Genomic DNA, 18,781 nt, shown 5'->3' on the forward strand with positions numbered 1-18,781 from the left:
CCTAACCCCAGGGATAGATAAATAATAATCAGAGTTTGTTGGGCCAGGCATAAGCAAAAGCTTATAGTCAGCGTTTCCCAGCATCTCTGGAGCGGTATGCGTCACTCCCTCATGCGGCTTACCCTTCGCCAGCTACGCATCTTCAACGAGGTGTGTGACCTGCGCTCCTTTAGCCGCGCCGCTGAAGAGATGGCCCTGACTCAACCCGCAGTCAGCTTGCAGATCCGGCAGTTGGAAGAAGTGGTGGGGCAGCCGCTGTTTGAGTATGTGGGCAAAAAGCTGTACCTGACCGAGGCGGCAGAAGCCTTGCAAGCGGCCAGCCGGGACATTTTTGGCCGGCTCGACAATTTCGACATGCAGCTCTCACACCTGCAGGGTTCGCTTCAGGGCCAATTGAAATTGGCAGTTGAAACCAGTGCTACCTACTTTGTGCCGCACCTGTTTGCGGCGTTCAAGCGCAAGCACCCTGAAGTGAGCCTGACGCTAAGCGTGGTCAATCGCGCACAAGCCCTGCGCCGCCTTGTGGACAACCGCGACGATCTGCTGATCATGTCGCTGGTACCCCAAGGGATGGACTTGGAGTTTCTACCCTTCCTGACCAACGACATTATTGCCATTGCCGCCCCGGATCACCCCTTATGCGATGTGCACGAACTAGGCCTGAGGGCATTGGAGCCCTGGCCGTTACTGGTCCGGGAAACCGGTTCGGGAACACGCATGGCCTGCGAAGCTTTTTTAAAGGAAAAACGGGTGCACTTTAAGCAGACACTGGAGGTGGGCTCAGCCGAGGCTCAGCGTGAAGGGGTAATGGCCGGCCTTGGGCTTGCATTGCTAAGCCGGCACGCCGTGGTAGGCGAACTACGTGCCGGCCTGTTGCGCGAATTGCCTGTAGCCGAGCTACCCCTGCGCCGCAGCTGGTGCCTTGTACAGGCCAAGGCCAGAAGACCGTCGCCCGTAGCGGCGGCGTTCCTGGCATTTATTCGAGAGGATCGCGCACAACTTAATAGCGTGGTTGAACGCTTTGCCGCGTGTCCGTAACGCCGGCCTGCCACGGATACAGCTCAGGGAAGTCGAACGTACTGGCCAGTAACCTACGCGCCTCGATACGGCTTTCAATGGCACGGCGGAACGCCATCCGCCGAGCGTCTTCTTCCTGACGGCGAGTCTTGCTGTTGCCTGATCCTTCATAGGAACGCGCCATGCTGCCTCTCCCGGTAAGTATGCGAGAGCTACACCATGGCAAGGCCGCGTTACGCTTTAAGGGCAGCCCAGTGACGGCCAGGTTACAGCCAGGTCAGTCTTCTGGGTGCTTGATCGACTTGGGGGACAGGCGAAGGCTGCGCAGGCTGCGCTTCACGCTCTTGAGGTGGTTGACCAGCGTAGGGCCACGGGCCATGGCAACCCCCATGGCCAACACGTCGATCACCACCAGGTGGGCGATACGAGACGTGAGGGGCGTGTAGATTTCAGTGTCTTCATGCACATCGATGCCCAGGTTCACCGTGGACAGCTCTGCCAAGGGCGTTTGGCTGGGGCATAGGGTCACCAGGGCCGCCCCCGCTTCGCGCACCAGGTTGGCGGTTATCAGCAGGTCCTTAGAGCGACCTGACTGCGAAATGCACACCGCTACATCACCCGGCTGCAAGGTAACTGCAGACATGGCCTGCATGTGCGGGTCCGAATAGGCGGCCGCGGTCAGCAGCAAACGAAAGAACTTGTGCTGGGCGTCTGCCGCCACAGCGCCGGAAGCACCAAAACCATAGAACATTACGCGAGGGGCGCTTGCCATGACGGTAACTGCCCGCTGCAAGGCATCGGTGTCCAGTTTTTCGCGCACTTCCATCAGCGTGTGCAACGTGGTATCGAAAATCTTGAGGCTAAGGTCTTCGACCGAGTCGTCTTCGTGAATGGCGAACTGGCCGAAGCTGGCGCCGGCCGCCAAGCTCTGCGCCAGCCTGAGTTTGAGGTCCTGGAACCCTGTACACCCAATGGCCCTACAAAAACGCACGATCGTTGGCTCGCTGATGCCCACATGGTGGGCCAGGTCTGCCATGGAGCTGTGCATCACGGCGGCAGGGTCAAGCAGGACATGATCGGCCACCTTTAGCTCCGATTTACGTAGCAGGTGGCGGGATTGGGCAATGTGTTGCAGAAGGTTCAAAAGTGAGGACTCGTATTGTGTCGGGCTGGGCCACGGTTTTTTGTAGTTATACTACATGGGCTGTTACAGGCCCAGTCAAACAAGGGGAACACCTTCGCTTCCCCGTACCACGAGCCACTGTGCAAACGCGGCCGCTGTGGCTGGGCGGCCGATCAGGTAGCCCTGAACCTCATCGCAACCTTGCGCCTGCAGTGTTGATAGCTGGCCACGGGTTTCCACCCCTTCAGCAGTGACCTTCAGTCCCAGCCCGTGGGCCATGGTGATGACCGCCTGGGTAATAGCAGCATCCGCATGGCTGTCTTCCAGTTCACGCACGAATGCCTGGTCCAGTTTCACGAAGTCTACGGGAAGCCGCTTAAGGTAACTGAGTGCCGAATAGCCTGTGCCAAAGTCATCGATAGCGAGCTTGACCCCCAATTGCCTCAACTGTGCAAAAGTTGCGTGAATGGCGCTGACATTGTCCAGCCACTGGCTTTCCGTCAGCTCAAGCTCCAGTAGTGTAGGTGCCAGGCCGCTTTCGGCCAGTACCTGGCGCACCAGGCTCACCAGGTTTCCATATCGAAGTTGCTGGCCCGACAGGTTCACGCACACACGCAGGTCGCCCAGGCCATGACGCTGCCACTCCCTCGCGTGACGGCAGGCGGTACGCAATACAAACTCACCAATGGCCGTAATCAGCCCGGTTTCTTCGGCCAACTCGATAAAAGTGCCTGGGGCCATCAGCCCTCGCTCCGGGTGATGCCAACGCACCAAGGCTTCAGCCCCACTCAGGGCCCGATTCGTTAGGTCCAGCTTGGGCTGATAGAACACCTCGAGCTGCTGCAGCTCCAGCGCCCGACGCAGTTGATGCTCAAGCTGAAGCCGGTCATGGGCATCAGCCTGCAGAGGTTCGGTGAAAAACTGAAAGCCGTCGCCGCCCAGCCGTTTGGCCTCCTGCATCGCCATGGCAGCCTGATTGAGCAGCACCGCCCCTTCCCGCGTAGTATCAGGTAGCAGGCTGATTCCGATAGAGGCAGTAATGGTCAGCTCGTGGCCATTGAGACGCAGCGGTACTCGAATCTTGCCCAGCAGCCGCGTGGTGACCTGGATCAGGCCGGAAAGGCTGGCGTAGGCATCGAACAGTACGCCGAACTCATTGCCCGATAGCCGGGCAACTGTATCTGCTTCAGGCAAGGCAGCCCCGATACGCTTGGCCACCTGGCGCAGCACTTGATCAGCCGCATCGTGGCCAAAGCTGTCATTGAGCAGCTTGAAACGGTCCAGATCGATATGCAGCAGCGCCAGGCTGCGACCATTGTGTCGCAAACGTTGGGTGGCATCGTGCAGCCGCTGGCGGAACAGGCTGCGGTTTCCCAGGCCGGTCAGTTCGTCGTGGTAAGTGAGGTAATGCAAACGCTCTTCGGAAGCGCGCCGTGAGGTCAGGTCCGAGCAGAACACCACGACTTGGCGCAGGCTGGCCGCCTCGTCGACGATGGCAGTCACCTGCAGCCACTGGGGGTACAGCTCGCCGTTCAAGCGCGTCTCTATAACCTCACCTTGCCAGGCGCCTTGTTCAAGCAGGGCCTGATGGATCTGAGGAAAATGGCGGCGAAGGTCACGGCTGCAGGGAAGGTCCAGCAGCAGCTCGCCCAGGCAGGCCGAGGGCAGGTAACCTGTTATGCGGCTGAAGGCCTGATTTACCGTCAGCACCCTGAAATCCGGGTCCAGCACAACGATGCCCTCGCTCATGGCATCGAACACGGTTGCGGCCAAACGTTGTTGTTGTGCCTGTTCGCGTAACCGTGTGATATCACGTCGGGTACCCAGCATTCGCAACACGCGCCCCCCTGGTGTGCGCTCCACCGCGCGACCGCGGTCTTCGATCCATAACCACCGGCCATCGTCGTGCCGTATGCGGTATTCAACGCGATAATCCGCGCTACGGCCTTTGAAGTGTTCAATCAGGGTGCGCTTAAGCGTTGGAAGGTCATCCGGGTGTAGCCGCGGGCGCAGGTGCTTGAGCAGCAGTGGCGTGTTTAGCGCCGCGAGGCCAACCAACCGCTCCAGCGCCGTATGGTGCACTTCGTCGGTACGCAGGTCCCAATCCCATAACCCCAGCTCGCTGGCTTCCAGCGCCAACGCCAGGCGTGCCTGACTCTTGCTTAACGCCTGGTTCGCCTCATCCAGCTGCTGGCTACGCTGTGCAATATGGGCTTCGAGGCTGGACTGGACAGTACGCAGCTCACGCTCCGCAGCGCTACGGCGGGCCATTTCCTCGGTCATTTCCCGGTTCAACCGCGTGATGACAGCTTGCTCCGCCTGCAGGCTGGCAATGAGGCTCTGGTTCTGAAAACGCCGAAGCAACCCACGCTCGATCAACCGATTGACTTGCCAGGCCACCACACACAGTGCGCCCAACAGCATCAGGCCAAGCCAAGCCCAACCCTGCTGGTGCAGGCCCCCGTGCATAAACAGCCAGATGACAGGCGGAACAAGACAGGGAACAGCAAAGCTTAGGAAGGCAGGAAAGCTCACCGCATAGGCGATGCTTGCCGATAATGCGGCTGCGCCCAGCAAGCCAAAGATCCAGGCTTGCTGCAGAAAACTGTCGAAAGGTGCGAGAAGGATGGCTGCACCGGCCAGGGAAAGCCCACTGGCGGCCGAGCCGAACAGGAACATCCGACGCCACACGGGTGAGGCCTGCCGGTCAGGCATGGAAGCATCAAACGCTGCGACCTGGATCACTCGCAGCGCTACAAGCGTCATAAGCCACCCCAGCCATACGCTGACCAGCCCATGGTGGCCAGGAGACCAGAGAATCCAGGCACACACCAGCCCTGTAATCAGCATCAACAGCGTAGGCACAAGCGAGCCTTGATAGAGCAGCCGCGTGCGCTCCACTGCAAGGCTTGCAGAAAAATCCTGTTCCAGGGCCTGGCGCACAGGCGCAATTTGCCCTGGGGAGCGGTATTCAAGGGCCATAAGCGTTATTCTTGTTCAGACCTGCATGATGAATGGCAGCATACACAAGATTTCCTCGAATGCCGCCAATGGCCCTTTGCCCACGGTGGCTTTTCGATACTTCGTCACCTATCAGCACACCGGTCGTAAGCGACGTTTGCTGTAGCCCGCCACTGCACCCTAGAATGCCCGCCATGCATGATGACCTCTCCTTGTTGCTCAATTCGCTCAACGATGCCCAACGCCAGGCAGTAGCCGCCAGCGTAGGTCGTCAGTTGGTTCTGGCCGGCGCTGGCTCTGGCAAAACCCGTGTGCTGGTGCACCGCATCGCCTGGTTGATGCAGGTGGAGCATGCCTCGCCGCATTCGCTGTTGGCCGTTACCTTCACCAACAAGGCCGCTGCCGAGATGCGTCATCGTATCGAGCAGCTCATGGGCATCAGCCCGGCCGGAATGTGGGTAGGTACCTTCCATGGCTTGGCCCACCGGCTATTGCGCGCCCACTGGCAGGAAGCGAAACTCAACCAGAACTTCCAGATCCTGGACAGCGATGACCAGCAACGCCTGGTCAAGCGCGTGATCCGAGAACTGGGGCTCGACGATCAGAAGTGGCCAGCGCGCCAGGCCCAATGGTTTATCAACGGCCAGAAAGACGAGGGCCTGCGCCCTCAACACATCCAGCCCAAGGGCGACCTGTTCCTGGCCACTATGCGAAGCATTTACGAGGCCTACGAAGCGGCCTGTGAACGCGCTGGCGTCATCGACTTTTCAGAGCTGCTGCTGCGTGCGCTCGACCTCTGGCGGGACAATGCCACCCTGCTGGAACATTACCAGCGGCGCTTCCGCCATGTGCTGGTGGACGAGTTCCAGGACACCAACGCGGTGCAATATGCCTGGCTTCGCCTGCTGGCCAAGGGCGGGCAGAGCCTGATGGTCGTCGGCGACGATGACCAGTCCATTTACGGATGGCGTGGCGCGCGTATCGAAAACATCCGCCAATACACGACGGACTTTCCAGACGCCGAAGTCATTCGCCTGGAACAGAACTACCGTTCCACAGCCGGTATCCTCAATGCCGCCAACGCCCTGATCGCCAATAACAGTGGCCGGCTGGGCAAAGAGCTGTGGACCGATGGTGGGGATGGTGACCCTATCAGCCTCTACGCCGCTTATAACGAGCATGATGAAGCCCGCTATGTAGTGGAAACCATCGAAAGCGCCATAAAAACTGGGCTTGCCCGCAGCGATATCGCGATTCTGTACCGGTCCAACGCTCAGTCTCGCGTATTGGAAGAAGCGCTGCTACGCGAGCGTATTCCCTACCGTATCTACGGCGGCCAGCGGTTCTTCGAGCGGGCTGAGATCAAGAATGCAATGGCCTACCTGCGCCTGCTGGATGGCCGTGGTAACGATGCCGCATTGGAGCGAGTGATCAACGTTCCTCCCCGTGGTATTGGTGAAAAAACAGTCGAAGCTATTCGTCAGCATTCCCGCCATGCCGATGTGTCCATGTGGGAAGCAGTGCGCCAGCTGGTGGCCAATAAAGGTGTCACGGGGCGAGCAGCCAATGCCCTGCAAGCTTTCATGGACCTGATCGAAGACCTGGCTACACGCACCCAGACCATGCCCTTGCATGTGATGACGCAGACGGTCATCGAGCAAGCAGGCCTGATCCTCTACCACCAAGAGGAAAAGGGCGAAAAAGGCCAGGCCCGGGTAGAAAACCTTGAGGAACTGGTCAGCGCTGCACGCAACTTTGAAAACGCTGACGGCGAGGAAGACCTGACCCCCCTGGCGGCATTCCTGGGCCATGCCTCACTTGAGGCAGGCGATACCCAGGCTGAGGAGCATGAAGACAGCATTCAATTGATGACCTTGCACAGTGCCAAAGGCCTGGAGTTCCCCTTCGTGTTCCTGGTGGGCCTGGAAGAGGGGCTGTTCCCGCACAAGATGAGCCTGGAAGAGCCTGGCCGCCTGGAGGAAGAACGCCGGCTGGCGTATGTGGGCATTACTCGGGCCATGCAGCAATTGGTGATGACCTACGCGGAAACCCGTCGGTTGTACGGCAGCGAAACCTACAACAAGGTATCCAGGTTTGTGCGTGAAATTCCTGCCAACCTGCTTACGGAGGTACGGCTGTCCAACAGCGTGAGCCGCCCCTTCGGCGGGGCAGCCAAACCCAATATGGGCAGTATATTCGGGCAGGCCGGTATTCCGGATACCGTGTTCAACCTGGGTCAACGGGTGCAGCATGCTGTATTCGGCGAGGGCGTCATCCTCAATTTCGAAGGTTCAGGCGCCCAGGCCCGGGTCCAAGTGAACTTCGACGAGGGCAGCAAGTGGCTGATGCTGGGCTACGCTAAGCTGGTCCCGTTGGAATAAATGTTCTTTCCCTGAGCCAATAGCCTGTATGCCCGCGCGCTGCTTACGTAGGGCGTGCAGGCTGTAGGAATTTTCCGTAAAAGCCGGAAACAATCTCCTGCTGGCTATCTCTCCAAGCGCCGTGCAACATGGCCATCGCTATATATCCATTAAATGGGAATGCCTTCATGCAACGTTTTTTAAGCATCGCCATGGCGCTCTGCCTCAGCCTTACGCTGAGCCTTGACGCCAGCGCCGCCAAACGCTTTGGTGGCGGCAAGTCCTTCGGTGACGCGCCTAGCCATCAAACACGCCAGGCCTCGCCTTCTCAACCTTCAGCCACCACGCCGGCCCAGGCGGGTCGCGCACCGGGCGCGCCGAGTGGCGCTTCGCGTTGGCTTGGCCCTCTGGCCGGTATTGCAGCGGGCGGCCTGCTTGCGTCCATGTTCATGGGTGACGGCTTCGAGGGGTTCCAGTTCCTGGACTTCCTGCTCCTGGCCTTGGTCGCCTTCGTAATCTTTCGGTTCATTTCCTCGCGCCGTCGCAAGCAACAACCTCAAATGGCCATGGCCGGCCATCCAGTGTACCAGCGTGAGGCAGAGCCCTTGGCAACCCCTGCATCGCCTTTTGGTGGTAGCAGCAGCGCCTCGGCGCGCCCTGTGATTCAGGCTCCAGCCTGGTTCAACGAGCAGAACTTCCTGGGTGCTGCCCGCGAGCATTTCCAAGCGCTGCAACAGCACTGGGATGCCAATGAAATGGACAAGATCGCCGAGTTCGTAACCCCGCAGATGTTGCAATTCCTGCGTCAGGAACGTGCAGCGCTAGGTGATGGCTACCAGTCCACCTACATTGATAACCTGTCGGTACAGCTTGATGGCATCGATGACCGTGCAGATCGCACCATCGCTACGCTGACTTTCACGGGCGTATCGAAGGATTCCCGCTTCGATAAAGGCGAGGCTTTTAGCGAAAGCTGGAACATGGAACGCCAACAAGGTGAGAACCAGCCTTGGGTTATTGCAGGTATTCGCCAGAACGGTTAAACCGCTAATGCGGCATACAAAACCCCGGCCCTGCGCCGGGGTTTTTCTTTTGAACACGGTATATGGCCCCTATCGGCAACCAACTGGGCTTCAAAACATATTTCATAAGGGCTAGCCAGGGAACTCATCCCTACGTCATTACCACGCAGTAGATTCCTCAGCAGGACAAAGGTGGCACATGCGGCCGACACCTGGAAGCTTTGACGGCCACAACCCCGCATACCTCCGGTAACCCCTAATTGAGTAATCGATCATGAGCACCCCAGGTATTACGCCAGGCATTGCACACGCTCCTCAAAGCACTGAGGACGATGAAGAACCCTCCATCCATACGCCCTTGCAAGCGGGTGCAGATATACACGCCCCAGGGCGCAGTGACGATGCTGACATCACCTTCAAAGGCAGAGGTGGCACCAACCTGTCCAAATTGTTCAGCGGCAAGCCGGTTGAGGCAACGCCTATGACAGAAGGTGTTTCCTTGAAAGCAATGGCTAAAGCTGCCAAAACCGACTTGAACCCGTCACAGAGTTTGAAGAACGCACTAATTGAGAACTATGGATTCACCAATAGCATCGAGCTATTAGACAAAGGCGTGAAATTCAAGCTCTAGCCGCAGGGTTGCTATCTGGCTACAGGTATGACCTTTGAGAGACTGCAAGGAATTGGTCCACGCCTGTGTGGTCACTCCTGACAGTAGCGATAAAACCTTCAAGGGCAGTGGTTGCAGCATGCTCTGGCAGGATGGATTAAAATCCCGCCGGCAAACCCGCCCCCCGTTTTTTCAAGGCAAAGGTCCGTCATTGTGGAAGAAATCATCGAACAGCTTCGGGAAGCCAACGAACCCGTTCCAGTCCCTCTGGAACTGCCAGATGAAGACCTTCTGGTTGAGATCGAAGAACAACTCTTCATCAATATCCCGTTCGTGTTCAAAGAGTTCCTGCTAACCGTCAGCGACGTTGTGTATGGCAGCCTGGAGCCGGTAACCGTTACCGACCCTCAGTCCCATACCTACTTGCCAGAAGTTGCAGCGACCGCATGGGATCTTGGCGTACCCCGTGAGCTCATCCCTATCTGCCAGGATGGGGAAGACTATTATTGCGTCGAGGAAGACGGAACAGTACTGCTTTGGAGCGGCGACGAAGAGGCCGTTACCGACGACAGTTGGGAATCGGTGTGGCATTGGGCGCGGGATGTCTGGCTCGAAAGCTGAACACCTACGCCCTTTGTAAGGGCCTAGGGTTTGTACGAGAAGTCGGCAAGCACAACCCCTTCCGTACAAAGCCTAGTGCTCGGCAGTGCTGGCTGGGCTGTCCAATGTCTCCACAAGCGCAGCCTGCATGCGCGCATGAATACGGATGAGCCACCGCCAGAATACGGCGGCAAATATAATCACCACCGCCCCTACGAGCAGCAGCATCTCACGTGTAGGCAGGATGCTGGCGGACAAGGCTGCCAGCAGGAACAGAATTGCGCCTAGAAAAACCATTGGAATGACCTGCGCCATAACTTGACGCAACGTTTCAGTGTGCCTGCCCGCCAACTGGGGTTTTACACCCGCTTGGGCCAGTAGCAATGAAAGCGCACCCAGTTTTCGGTAGGCCGCAATCAGGAAAGGTGTGGACAGCAGCAGCGCTAATGCGCATAGCACGCCCTTCTGCCCTTCTTCCCCTTCGATCCAAGGCGATAACCATTGGCCAACCGGCGCTGCAAAATGTGCGCAGGTAAAGAAAATGGCAACGATCAGCGCCAGGTTGATAGCCACATGCATAAGAATGCGGCGCACGATGGCGACGAAGGCGGCTCGCTCGCCTTCCAGCCGTATACCGCGCAGCCATTCACCGTAGGTCCCGAACACGCGGGTTAAAGGCGCTGGAATCCAGCGTGAAAGTGACCCAGCAAACGGGTCGGCAGCTTTTATGAGATAGGGCGTAAGCAAAGTAGTAATGGCAGAAACTGCCACGGCGACTGGGTAGAGAAAATCACTGGTAACTTCCAGCGTCATGCCAAGGGCCGCAATGATGAATGAGAATTCGCCGATCTGGCTCAAGCCCATGCCAACCCGAAGCGACGTACGCCCATCATTGCCGGCCAGGAATGCACCCAAGCTGCAAGACACCACTTTACCCACGATGACAGCCGCCGTAATAGCAACGATGGGTACAGCGTATTCCACCAGTACTTTGGGCTCGATCATCAAACCAATGGCCACAAAGAAGATGGCACTGAACATGTCTCGTAAAGGCTCTACCAGCCGTTCGATCTTTCGATGGTGGGTAGACTCAGCCATGATGGCGCCAATGAGGAAGGCCCCCAGCACCATGCTATACCCCAGCTTCACCACCAGCAGGCAGAAGCCGAAGCACAACCCCAGCACCACGACCAAAAGCATTTCATCACTTTTGGCTTCGGCCACATAGGCCAAGAGGCGTGGTACCAACAGGATACCGACTACCAAGGCCACGACCATGAACAAGCCTAGCTTGCCTACCGTAGCGGCAACCTCACCAGAGCTGACAGATCCGCTGACGGCAATGCCTGAGAGCAAAGCGATAATGCCGATACCTAGAATGTCTTCAACGATCAATACGCCGAATATCAACTGAGCGAAGCGCTGGTGCTTCATGTTCAGGTCGTTAAGGGCCTTGACGATGATGGTTGTGGAAGAAATGGCCAGGATAGCTCCAAGGAACAGGGCATCCATATTCCCCCAGCCAAAAGCGTTTCCGATTTCGTAGCCGACCCAGATCATCAAGGTGATTTCCAGTAGCGCCGCCACGAATGCGGTAGCGCCTACCTTGAACAGCTTGCGCAAGCTGAACTCAAGCCCGAGGCAGAACATCAGGAATACGACGCCCAGCTCCGCCAATGTCTTGATGGTTTCCTCGTCATGGATAAAGCCGAACGGGGGTGTATGTGGCCCTATGATGAAGCCTGCGGCAATATAACCGAGTACCACCGGCTGCTTCAGGCGATGAAAGATCACCGTGACGATGCCAGCCACCAACATGATAACGGCCAAGTCCTGGATAAAGGCGATAGCGTGCACGGTTGGCGCTCCAATCGTCGTGAAAAGAAATCAAACTTAACACCCATTGGAATGCATTCAGTCCCTTGGCAATATCCAGAAACAGACTCGCGTGTAAGACGATTCTGAATCTGCCGCGTGCGACGCATCGCATGGCGGGTAACTTATCTGTTCGGCAGCCGTCAGGCTGGCTGATCTCATCCCACTATGAGCACGCTATGGAACCTGGAAACGCCCAACTGACGATGACTGTCCTCATGACGCCAGACATGGCCAATTTTTCGGGCAATGTACACGGCGGCACCTTACTGAAGTACCTGGACGAAGTGGCGTATGCCTGCGCCAGCCGTTATGCAGGCCGCTACGTGGTCACGCTCTCGGTAGACCAGGTGATTTTCCGGGAACCTATTCACGTGGGCGAGCTGGTCACCTTCCTGGCTTCTGTCAATTACACCGGCAACACCTCGATGGAAGTGGGCATCAAGGTGGTCACGGAGAACATCCAGCAGCGCAGCGTTCGCCATACCAACAGCTGCTTCTTCACCATGGTAGCCATGGACGAAAACCGACGTGCAGTTTCCGTCCCGCCACGGGCGCCCCAGACTGGTGAGGAAAAGCGCCGGTTTGCTCAGGGTTTGCAACGCCGGCAGATTCGCCAAGAGCTGGAACAGCGGTATCAGGAATTGAAAGCCGAGGGTAACTGAATCAAAGGCGCGTTGCCTCGAACCGGACACGCGGGTGTGCAATACGGTCTTGGGCCCTGACGGGTTGAAGCTCGTAACTGGCACAGGCCTGGGTCTCCAGCATCACCTCATGCACCGCCGCTGCGGTGAATTCGAACGCAGCAACAGGCTCGTCCCCCAGCAGCAGGCGCGCCATGAACAAACCTGAGGTCAGGTCCCCTACGCCTACAGGCTGTCGAGGAAAGGCGAGCAAAGGCCGACGCAAGTGCCACGTGCCTGCCGGCGTAGCCAACAGCATCTCGAAACTATCAGGCTGCTTGTCTCGATAAGCCAGGTGCTTGACCATCACCATGCCAGGCCCTCGCGTCAGCAAGGCCTGGGCCATGGCTACGCACTCGTCGAGCGTATCCGCTGTGCGGCCGGTGAAGCTGTTGAGCTCCAACTGGTTCGGGCACAGAATATCGGCCTGCGGTAATGCGTGGGTCAGCAGAAAATCGGTAACCTCAGGCGCTACTACACAACCTTTTTCCGCATGCCCCATTACAGGGTCGCATAGGTACAGAGCACGCGGGTTAGCGGCCTTCACGGCTGCAACCACGTCTAGAATGGCACTTCCCTGCTCTGGGCTACCCAGGTAACCGCTTACGACACCGTCACAGTTGCCCAGCTCGCCAATAGCCGCAATGCCGTCTACCAGCTCACAAATCTGCTGAGCGGGCAGCACTTCACCTTTCCACTGGCCATACTGAGTGTGGTTGGAGAACTGTACAGTGTTGAGCGGCCACACATTAACGCCGGTCCGTTGCATGGCGAACACAGCGGCGCTATTACCCGCATGGCCAAATACGACATGGGACTGAATGGCGAGCAGATGGGGGGTGCGTTTCATTGAAAATTCCAGCGCATCAAAGGCAGTTTCAGATGTCCTAATAGTGCGTGAAAACCACGCTGTACGACAGACCAGGCAGGCAGTTAAGCTGGGCAAGTCCAGATGGAGCGCTCGTCGATGTTCACCCTTGAAAATCTTGCCGTGCTGTTGGTCTTGGCTTGCGTCGCGGCTTGGTTCTGGCATAACCACGGGCTTAGGGAAAAAGCACTGGCCAAGGTTCGGAACCACTGCGCGAACCTGGACCTGGAACTCCTCGACGAGAACGTGGCGTTCAGGCGGTTCGCATTTGTTCGCGATGCCAAGGGGCGAAAGCGCTTTGCACGTGTTTACGGGTTCGAATTTACAGTCACGGGTGAACAGCGCCATCCTGGGACGATTACCCAGTTCGGTGCTCATTCAGCACAGATCGAACTGGCACCCTATCCTTTCGAGATCAAAAAGCAGCCCACCGCTGAGGTAATCGAGTTGAGCGAGTGGCGGCAAACCCACAAGCGTACCCGGCCCTGATTAGCTCAAGCGGCAATTGAGCCAGGCACTGTTAAGGGCTTCTTCGGGTTGAACCTCGTCAAAGATCATTTCCAGTCGGCTATCACGGCGCCACTCACTGGGTTTCCACTGGATAGGCTGACCAGGCAACAGGTTGGCTGAGTACCAACCAGCAGGGCTATGTAGAACCATTTTTGCACGCGTCCATGGCCATTGGTTCAACAACGCTTCCACGCGTTCAAGGGCTATCAGGTGCTCTGCCTCCATTTGCCAACCTATACTCCACTCAGGCGTCGGCTTAGCGGCTGCCAATGGCAACAGTCTGGGTAGCAATGCAGAGGGTTGGGCCACGCTGTATAACGCCACGGCTTCCCAGTCGAGCCTCCCTTGGGTAATCCATTGCCCTTTGTGCCCCAAGGACTGCTCTATTGCCGGGCGGTCACTGACAGGTACAGTGTCCGCCTTGTTGATTGCTACTATACAAGGCAGGCGTAGTGCGGCTTTGAGCGAGTCCGCTAATGGCACACCACCCTGCAGGCGCTGACCGTCTAGCACGACGACGAGTGGCTGTAACGCCAGTACCTTTTTCCAAGGCACAGACCTTAGCTGCGCTAACAGTGGCAAGGGGTGGCTGAGCCCGGACAGCTCAATCAGTAAACGGTGAGGCTTGGCGGCTTTTATCAGGCGCCCCAGCGCGACGGTAAAAGGTGCGCCGTTTACACAGCAGATACAGCCACCCGCTACTTCCACGACTGAGATACCATCTGCATTCGGCCCCATGAGTGCAGCATCCAGGCCGATGTCGCCAAACTCGTTGACCAGCACCGCCCAGCGCTCGCCTTGGGGCCTTTGGGAAAGCCAGTGCTGAGCTACGCTGGTTTTGCCAGCGCCCAAGGGACCGGCCAATACATAGGTAGGTATATTTTCAAACATGACAGACAGACACAGCCTTGTAGGGATGGTTGGAGCCCTTTTCGCCTTGGTGTTTCCGGCTTTGGTACAGGCGCAGGCCTGCGTGGTGCATACCCAAGGGGATCATGTAGACGTCAAGGTATGCCAGGAAAATCGTACTATTCCTGCACAGCTGTTCAGCACTGGCTTTTGCCAACCCACCTTGAAAGGGCAGCACGTAGATGTCGCTTATATGGACCATTGCCCCACGGGCGGCTTTGGGGTATGTAGCAATGCCCGCGTAGAAGGTATGCCTTATCGGCAGGACATTCACTACTACGGTGTCTCCAGCGATGCACGCTACCTACGGCCGTTTTGTGAGGCAGGTAGCCAAGGAACGTGGCTTGCTCCTTGACGATGTTCCACGTGGAACTATTGCCTTGGTTTCACCGTACCGCAATTGCTCCCTAGCCATTGCGCACGTGTTTGCATGCTGCCTTTCTGGGAGGCACCGGTAGTGCTGAATGTCCCTGCTACCTGGGTGGTAAACTCCTTGTCGCTGAGGAACGTTGCCGTGCCAGCCCCTTGGGCTTTAGGGCAGCTAAAGGAGAACTTCCATACGTTGCCATTGCGCTCTGTGATGCGTTGAGTGCAACCTGATTGAGGGTCCTGAAGGGGAATATCGTTGGCTTTGACCTGTTCCGGTGTAAGGCAGGACCGAATGCCTTTTCCCCCTACCGTGATGCCTTGTTTAGCCAAAACCTGCTCCATCATTGCCCGCTGCTCAGGCGGCAGGTTCTGAAGCTGGCCTAGCAGCATTTGCAGGTCAGGCAAAGGTTTGCCCTCTACTTCCATATTGCTAGTCGTCAATTCCCACAGCCCAGGTTGCAGCATCTGCGCCTGGGCTAGCGTAGTGGTCCCCAGCGCGGCTAACAGGGCAATCAATCCAACAGCCTTCATAGGTAACTCCCTTAATATGCAACATCTTGGACGCCAGGGCACAGGATACGTTGCAGGGTAAAACACAGCTGCACATTTACCTTATGTAACAGTCATAAAACCATCACTTGCCAGGATGCTCGAACATCGCATGGATACCCACAGCGCGGCTTTCTTCGGTTTTTTGCTTGCCATCATCCACAGCGTGGGTGCGATTGCGGCAGTCCATGCCTTGCTAACCGTACGCACGGCTCAAGGGGCCATTGCTTGGGCAATGTCGCTGTTTTTCATCCCCTATTTCACGTTGCTGCCTTACCTAGTGTTCGGTAGAAGCTCGTTCGACGAGTACGTGGATGCTCGTCGACAAGCTAACAGGGAAATGCAGGACGCCATCGCTCATTTAAACTGGCGCCCTTGGGTTGAGGAGGCCATGGCAGCCAAGGCGTCGGATGCCTATGGCGAGCTGCGTGCCCTTCCCCGCCTGGGCCGAATGCCCTGCCTGGCCAATAATGCAGTTGGTTTGCTCATCAACGGTGAAGCAACGTTCCAGCGAATTTTTGAAGCCATACGAGACGCTGAGCAGGTCATTTTGATTCAGTTCTTTATCATTCATGACGATCTGATCGGGCGCCGGCTACAGGCGGCGCTGTTGGAGAAAGCCGAGCAAGGCGTTTCTGTACATTTGCTGTTCGACCGTATCGGCAGCCATGGCCTACCCAAACGCTACATCGAAACGCTCAAACGTGGAGGGGTACAGGTTCACGCGTTTTCAGCAGGGCGCGCTGGGCTAAACCGTTTCCAGGTCAATTTCCGTAACCATCGCAAGATCGTGGTAGTGGACGGCAAGGTTGCCTTCTTGGGTGGCCATAACGTAGGTGACGAATACCTGGGGGACCGCCCTCCCCTAAGCCCCTGGCGCGATACTCACGTATGGGTCACAGGCCCTGCCGTGGCCTGCCTGCAGGAAAGCTTTGCCGAGGACTGGTTCTGGGCGTCGCGGGAGCTGCCGCCTTTGCTGCTACCTGATGCCTACCCAGACGAGGGCGCGCTGTGCCAAGTACTGCCCACGGGCCCTGCAGACCCTCAGGAAACCTGTGCATTGTTTTTCATGGAAGCTATCAACAGCGCCAAGCGCCGCTTGTGGATAACCACACCCTATTTCATTCCAGATGAGGCCGTTTTTGCCGCGTTGCGGCTGGCTGTCATGAAAAATGTGGATGTGCGCATCCTGATGCCATCCCGCCCGGACCATAAGATTGTGTACGCCGCCTCAAGCCTGTATGCCAGTGAAGCGGTGCGTGCAGGCATTCGTATCTTCCGTTACCAGCCGGGTTTTCTGCATCAGAAAGTAGTGTTGGTCGATGATGACATCAGTGCGATTGGCAGCGCCAACCTCGACAACCGTTCCTTCCGTTTGAATTTCGAAGTGATGCTGCTAACGATCGATACGGACTTCACAGCGCAGGTAGCCGGCATGCTTGAAAAGGATTTTGCCGACTCGCAGGAAATGACCGTGGCCGACAGCAAGAATACTCACCGGCTATTGAAGTTGGGCATGCGCGTCGCCCGGCTTATTTCACCTGTGTTATAGCAAAATACGGGCGGCCTCCTACAAAGGTTTCAGAACGTGCTGGCAGTTCATTAGAGGCATAGGCTTTACAGTGCGTAATTACTGTTCAACCTCAGGCAGGCCGCTATGCACAAACACATTTATCAACAACCTGACGCGTCCACTCAGGGCGATGCACCCCACCACAGCTCGCTGACGATCAATCACCCTCGCGCTGCCATAGGGTTGATGAACCTCCTTGACCTCATCGAACATCGTATCGAGCCTCAAGCCGGATATACCGTCCATTGGCTAACCTTCAGCAGCGGCAAGTGCCTGCGGGTGGTAGCAGACAGCTGCTGCGTCACGGTAGAGGGGGAACAGATCGCCTTCCACCCCAGTGAGATCTATCCGTTCAACACGCTGCTGAGCAACCCGCAGTAATACGTATCGCCTTGCTTCGGCTGGTGGCGAAGCAATATTTAGCTAGTTTCATACATCAACGCTATAGATACCCGTCATTTTTCCAATCGCATCGTCTATCAACTTTCATTATCCCAAGCCGATGTATGACTGATGAGGAAACTTGACGGTGAACGGTAATGAAATTGACATGGTTGGATAACTTGAAAGTCAGCAAGAAATTGGGCCTTGGGTTTGGCTCAATACTGCTAGGTGTGCTGGTCGTTACAGGCATTGGCTACTCCAGTACCGACCTGCTGATCGGCCGCTTGGCCAAGGCGGCGCGTGTATCGGAAGTGAAGGCCGACATGCTAAGCGTCAAAGCGGCCACATTGGCCTATGCCGCCACGCCAGACGCCAGCGCAGAACAAGTGTGTGAACAGGCCTTGGGCAAGCTCAGGGAAACGATCAAGGAAGGCCTGAAGATTCTATCTGTACCTGCGAACGTTGAGATGCTGCGCGGTATCAGCAGCCAGGCAGACACCGTTGAACAAACGCTCGCCCACCTGGTAAGCAACAATCAGAAGGTGGACGACGCCCTCAAACCGCTGGTGAAAGTGTCTGATGATGTGAGCAAGAACTTTGAGACCCTGCTTCAAAAGACCTTCGATGATGCTTCGCGCTCGCCGGACCAATCGGGCATCGATCAGATCAGGATCGCAGGTGACCTTCGCAACGGCATGACCAACTTCCGTCTGGTATTCCGCCGTTACTTGAGTATTCCAAACGCCGACAACCGTCAGGCTACCTTCGCGACCGCTGATGCCTTGATTGACCAGGTTGTAGCGGCCCGGGCCAAGCTGCCAGACCAGGCAAACCCGGCCGTGGATACAGCGCTCACCGCACTACGGCAGTACAAGGCCCTGATGACGAATATCACACAGATGCTGGAGCAAAATGACCAGCTTCGTGACACATTGAGACAGCAGGCCACACAGGCAGTTAGCCTGACTGACGCCTTGATGGCTGCCCAGATTGTTGCAGCCAATGGGGAAAAACGTGCTGCTATAGCTCAGCTGTTCACTGTTGCCCTGATAGTGCTGATTGTCGGCATACTCGCTGCCGTGATCTTCACCCGGCAGCTTACGCGCCCACTGGACGCAGCCGTGATCGCGGCGCGGCGCATCGCCGAGGGTGACCTTACCAACGACCTCACCACATCACGCAAGGACGAGCTAGGCCTGTTGCAGAACACGATGCAACATATGACGGTGTCCCTGCGCGGCCTGATCGGTGGGATCAGCAATGGTGTAACGCAAATCGCTACAGCGGCTGAAGAGCTGTCTGCGGTTAGCGAGCAGACCAGCAGCGGGGTTACTCAGCAGAAACTTGAAGTCGACCAGGTAGCTACCG

17 protein-coding genes and 1 pseudogene are annotated in these 18,781 nt (G+C 57.1%); 11 read left to right on the forward strand and 7 right to left on the reverse strand.

Annotated elements, in window-relative coordinates; all coding sequences use genetic code 11:
* Window positions 1-96: 96 nt before the first annotated feature.
* Window positions 97-1,038 (forward strand): LysR family transcriptional regulator, encoded by a 942-nt coding sequence (locus ACSAMW_RS14755; protein ID WP_500590929.1) that lies wholly within the window; start codon window positions 97-99, stop codon window positions 1,036-1,038.
* On the opposite strand, the gene ACSAMW_RS14760 is transcribed toward ACSAMW_RS14755, so the two are convergent.
* From ACSAMW_RS14760 to ACSAMW_RS14770, 3 genes are all read right to left on the reverse strand, one after another.
* Window positions 1,001-1,201: a PA3496 family putative envelope integrity protein gene (locus ACSAMW_RS14760; protein ID WP_500590930.1), complete on the reverse strand. Its 201-nt coding sequence runs from the start codon at window positions 1,199-1,201 to the stop codon at window positions 1,001-1,003. The genes ACSAMW_RS14755 and ACSAMW_RS14760 overlap by 38 nt on opposite strands.
* 93 nt (window positions 1,202-1,294) lie before the next feature.
* A complete protein-coding gene (gene hexR, locus ACSAMW_RS14765) occupies window positions 1,295-2,161 on the reverse strand; it encodes a transcriptional regulator HexR (RefSeq protein WP_168083496.1) in 867 nt (288 codons plus the stop codon).
* Window positions 2,162-2,236: 75 nt separating this feature from the next.
* Window positions 2,237-5,122 (reverse strand): putative bifunctional diguanylate cyclase/phosphodiesterase, encoded by a 2,886-nt coding sequence (locus tag ACSAMW_RS14770; RefSeq protein WP_500590931.1) that lies wholly within the window; start codon window positions 5,120-5,122, stop codon window positions 2,237-2,239.
* Between the two features lie 173 nt (window positions 5,123-5,295).
* On the opposite strand from ACSAMW_RS14770, the gene uvrD reads away from it, so the two are divergent.
* From uvrD to ACSAMW_RS14790, 4 genes are all read left to right on the forward strand, one after another.
* Window positions 5,296-7,482: a DNA helicase II gene (gene uvrD / locus ACSAMW_RS14775; RefSeq protein ID WP_500590932.1), complete on the forward strand. Its 2,187-nt coding sequence runs from the start codon at window positions 5,296-5,298 to the stop codon at window positions 7,480-7,482.
* Window positions 7,483-7,649: 167 nt separating this feature from the next.
* Entirely contained in the window at window positions 7,650-8,504 is an 855-nt protein-coding gene (locus tag ACSAMW_RS14780) for a Tim44 domain-containing protein (protein WP_500590933.1), read from the forward strand.
* Window positions 8,505-8,757: 253 nt separating this feature from the next.
* Window positions 8,758-9,114: a hypothetical protein gene (locus tag ACSAMW_RS14785; protein WP_500590934.1), complete on the forward strand. Its 357-nt coding sequence runs from the start codon at window positions 8,758-8,760 to the stop codon at window positions 9,112-9,114.
* Between the two features lie 192 nt (window positions 9,115-9,306).
* Window positions 9,307-9,714 carry an SMI1/KNR4 family protein gene (locus ACSAMW_RS14790; protein ID WP_500590935.1) on the forward strand — a complete coding sequence of 136 codons (408 nt, stop codon included), beginning with the start codon at window positions 9,307-9,309 and terminating at the stop codon, window positions 9,712-9,714.
* Between the two features lie 72 nt (window positions 9,715-9,786).
* Here ACSAMW_RS14790 and ACSAMW_RS14795 read toward each other — a convergent pair whose 3' ends face one another.
* Window positions 9,787-11,550, reverse strand: a complete 1,764-nt coding sequence (locus ACSAMW_RS14795) for a cation:proton antiporter (protein ID WP_500590936.1) — start codon at window positions 11,548-11,550, stop codon at window positions 9,787-9,789.
* A gap of 197 nt (window positions 11,551-11,747) precedes the next feature.
* Between ACSAMW_RS14795 and ACSAMW_RS14800 the strand changes: the two genes are divergently transcribed.
* Window positions 11,748-12,233: an acyl-CoA thioesterase gene (locus tag ACSAMW_RS14800; protein ID WP_500590937.1), complete on the forward strand. Its 486-nt coding sequence runs from the start codon at window positions 11,748-11,750 to the stop codon at window positions 12,231-12,233.
* A gap of 1 nt (window position 12,234) precedes the next feature.
* Here the strand turns inward: ACSAMW_RS14800 and pdxY are convergent, their stop codons facing one another.
* The gene (gene pdxY / locus ACSAMW_RS14805) at window positions 12,235-13,101 is read right to left on the reverse strand and encodes a pyridoxal kinase PdxY (protein WP_500590938.1); all 867 of its coding nucleotides are present in this window, start codon (window positions 13,099-13,101) and stop codon (window positions 12,235-12,237) included.
* A 117-nt stretch (window positions 13,102-13,218) separates the two neighbouring features.
* On the opposite strand from pdxY, the gene ACSAMW_RS14810 reads away from it, so the two are divergent.
* Window positions 13,219-13,608 carry a DUF3301 domain-containing protein gene (locus ACSAMW_RS14810; protein WP_500590939.1) on the forward strand — a complete coding sequence of 130 codons (390 nt, stop codon included), beginning with the start codon at window positions 13,219-13,221 and terminating at the stop codon, window positions 13,606-13,608.
* Here the strand turns inward: ACSAMW_RS14810 and ACSAMW_RS14815 are convergent, their stop codons facing one another.
* The gene (locus ACSAMW_RS14815) at window positions 13,609-14,520 is read right to left on the reverse strand and encodes a CobW family GTP-binding protein (RefSeq protein ID WP_500590940.1); all 912 of its coding nucleotides are present in this window, start codon (window positions 14,518-14,520) and stop codon (window positions 13,609-13,611) included. It lies immediately after the preceding gene.
* Between the two features lie 25 nt (window positions 14,521-14,545).
* Between ACSAMW_RS14815 and ACSAMW_RS14820 the strand changes: the two genes are divergently transcribed.
* Window positions 14,546-14,893, forward strand: a complete 348-nt coding sequence (locus ACSAMW_RS14820) for an NADH:ubiquinone oxidoreductase (RefSeq protein WP_500594048.1) — start codon at window positions 14,546-14,548, stop codon at window positions 14,891-14,893.
* Between the two features lie 17 nt (window positions 14,894-14,910).
* Here ACSAMW_RS14820 and ACSAMW_RS14825 read toward each other — a convergent pair whose 3' ends face one another.
* Window positions 14,911-15,438 (reverse strand): DUF3617 domain-containing protein, encoded by a 528-nt coding sequence (locus ACSAMW_RS14825; RefSeq protein ID WP_500590941.1) that lies wholly within the window; start codon window positions 15,436-15,438, stop codon window positions 14,911-14,913.
* A gap of 130 nt (window positions 15,439-15,568) precedes the next feature.
* Here ACSAMW_RS14825 and cls point away from each other — a divergent pair, with 130 nt between their 5' ends.
* The 3 genes and pseudogenes from cls to ACSAMW_RS14840 all read left to right on the forward strand — a co-directional run.
* On the forward strand, window positions 15,569-17,008 hold the full coding sequence (gene cls / locus ACSAMW_RS14830; RefSeq protein ID WP_500590942.1) for a cardiolipin synthase: 1,440 nt from the start codon (window positions 15,569-15,571) through the stop codon (window positions 17,006-17,008).
* Window positions 17,009-17,113: 105 nt separating this feature from the next.
* Window positions 17,114-17,410 carry a hypothetical protein gene (locus tag ACSAMW_RS14835; protein ID WP_500590943.1) on the forward strand — a complete coding sequence of 99 codons (297 nt, stop codon included), beginning with the start codon at window positions 17,114-17,116 and terminating at the stop codon, window positions 17,408-17,410.
* Window positions 17,411-17,568: 158 nt separating this feature from the next.
* Window positions 17,569-18,639 (forward strand): annotated as a pseudogene (locus tag ACSAMW_RS14840) (methyl-accepting chemotaxis protein); the annotation flags it as partial.
* Between the last annotated feature and the right edge of the window lie 142 nt (window positions 18,640-18,781).

It is taken from the genome of Pseudomonas sp. AB39(2026) (assembly GCF_059831485.1).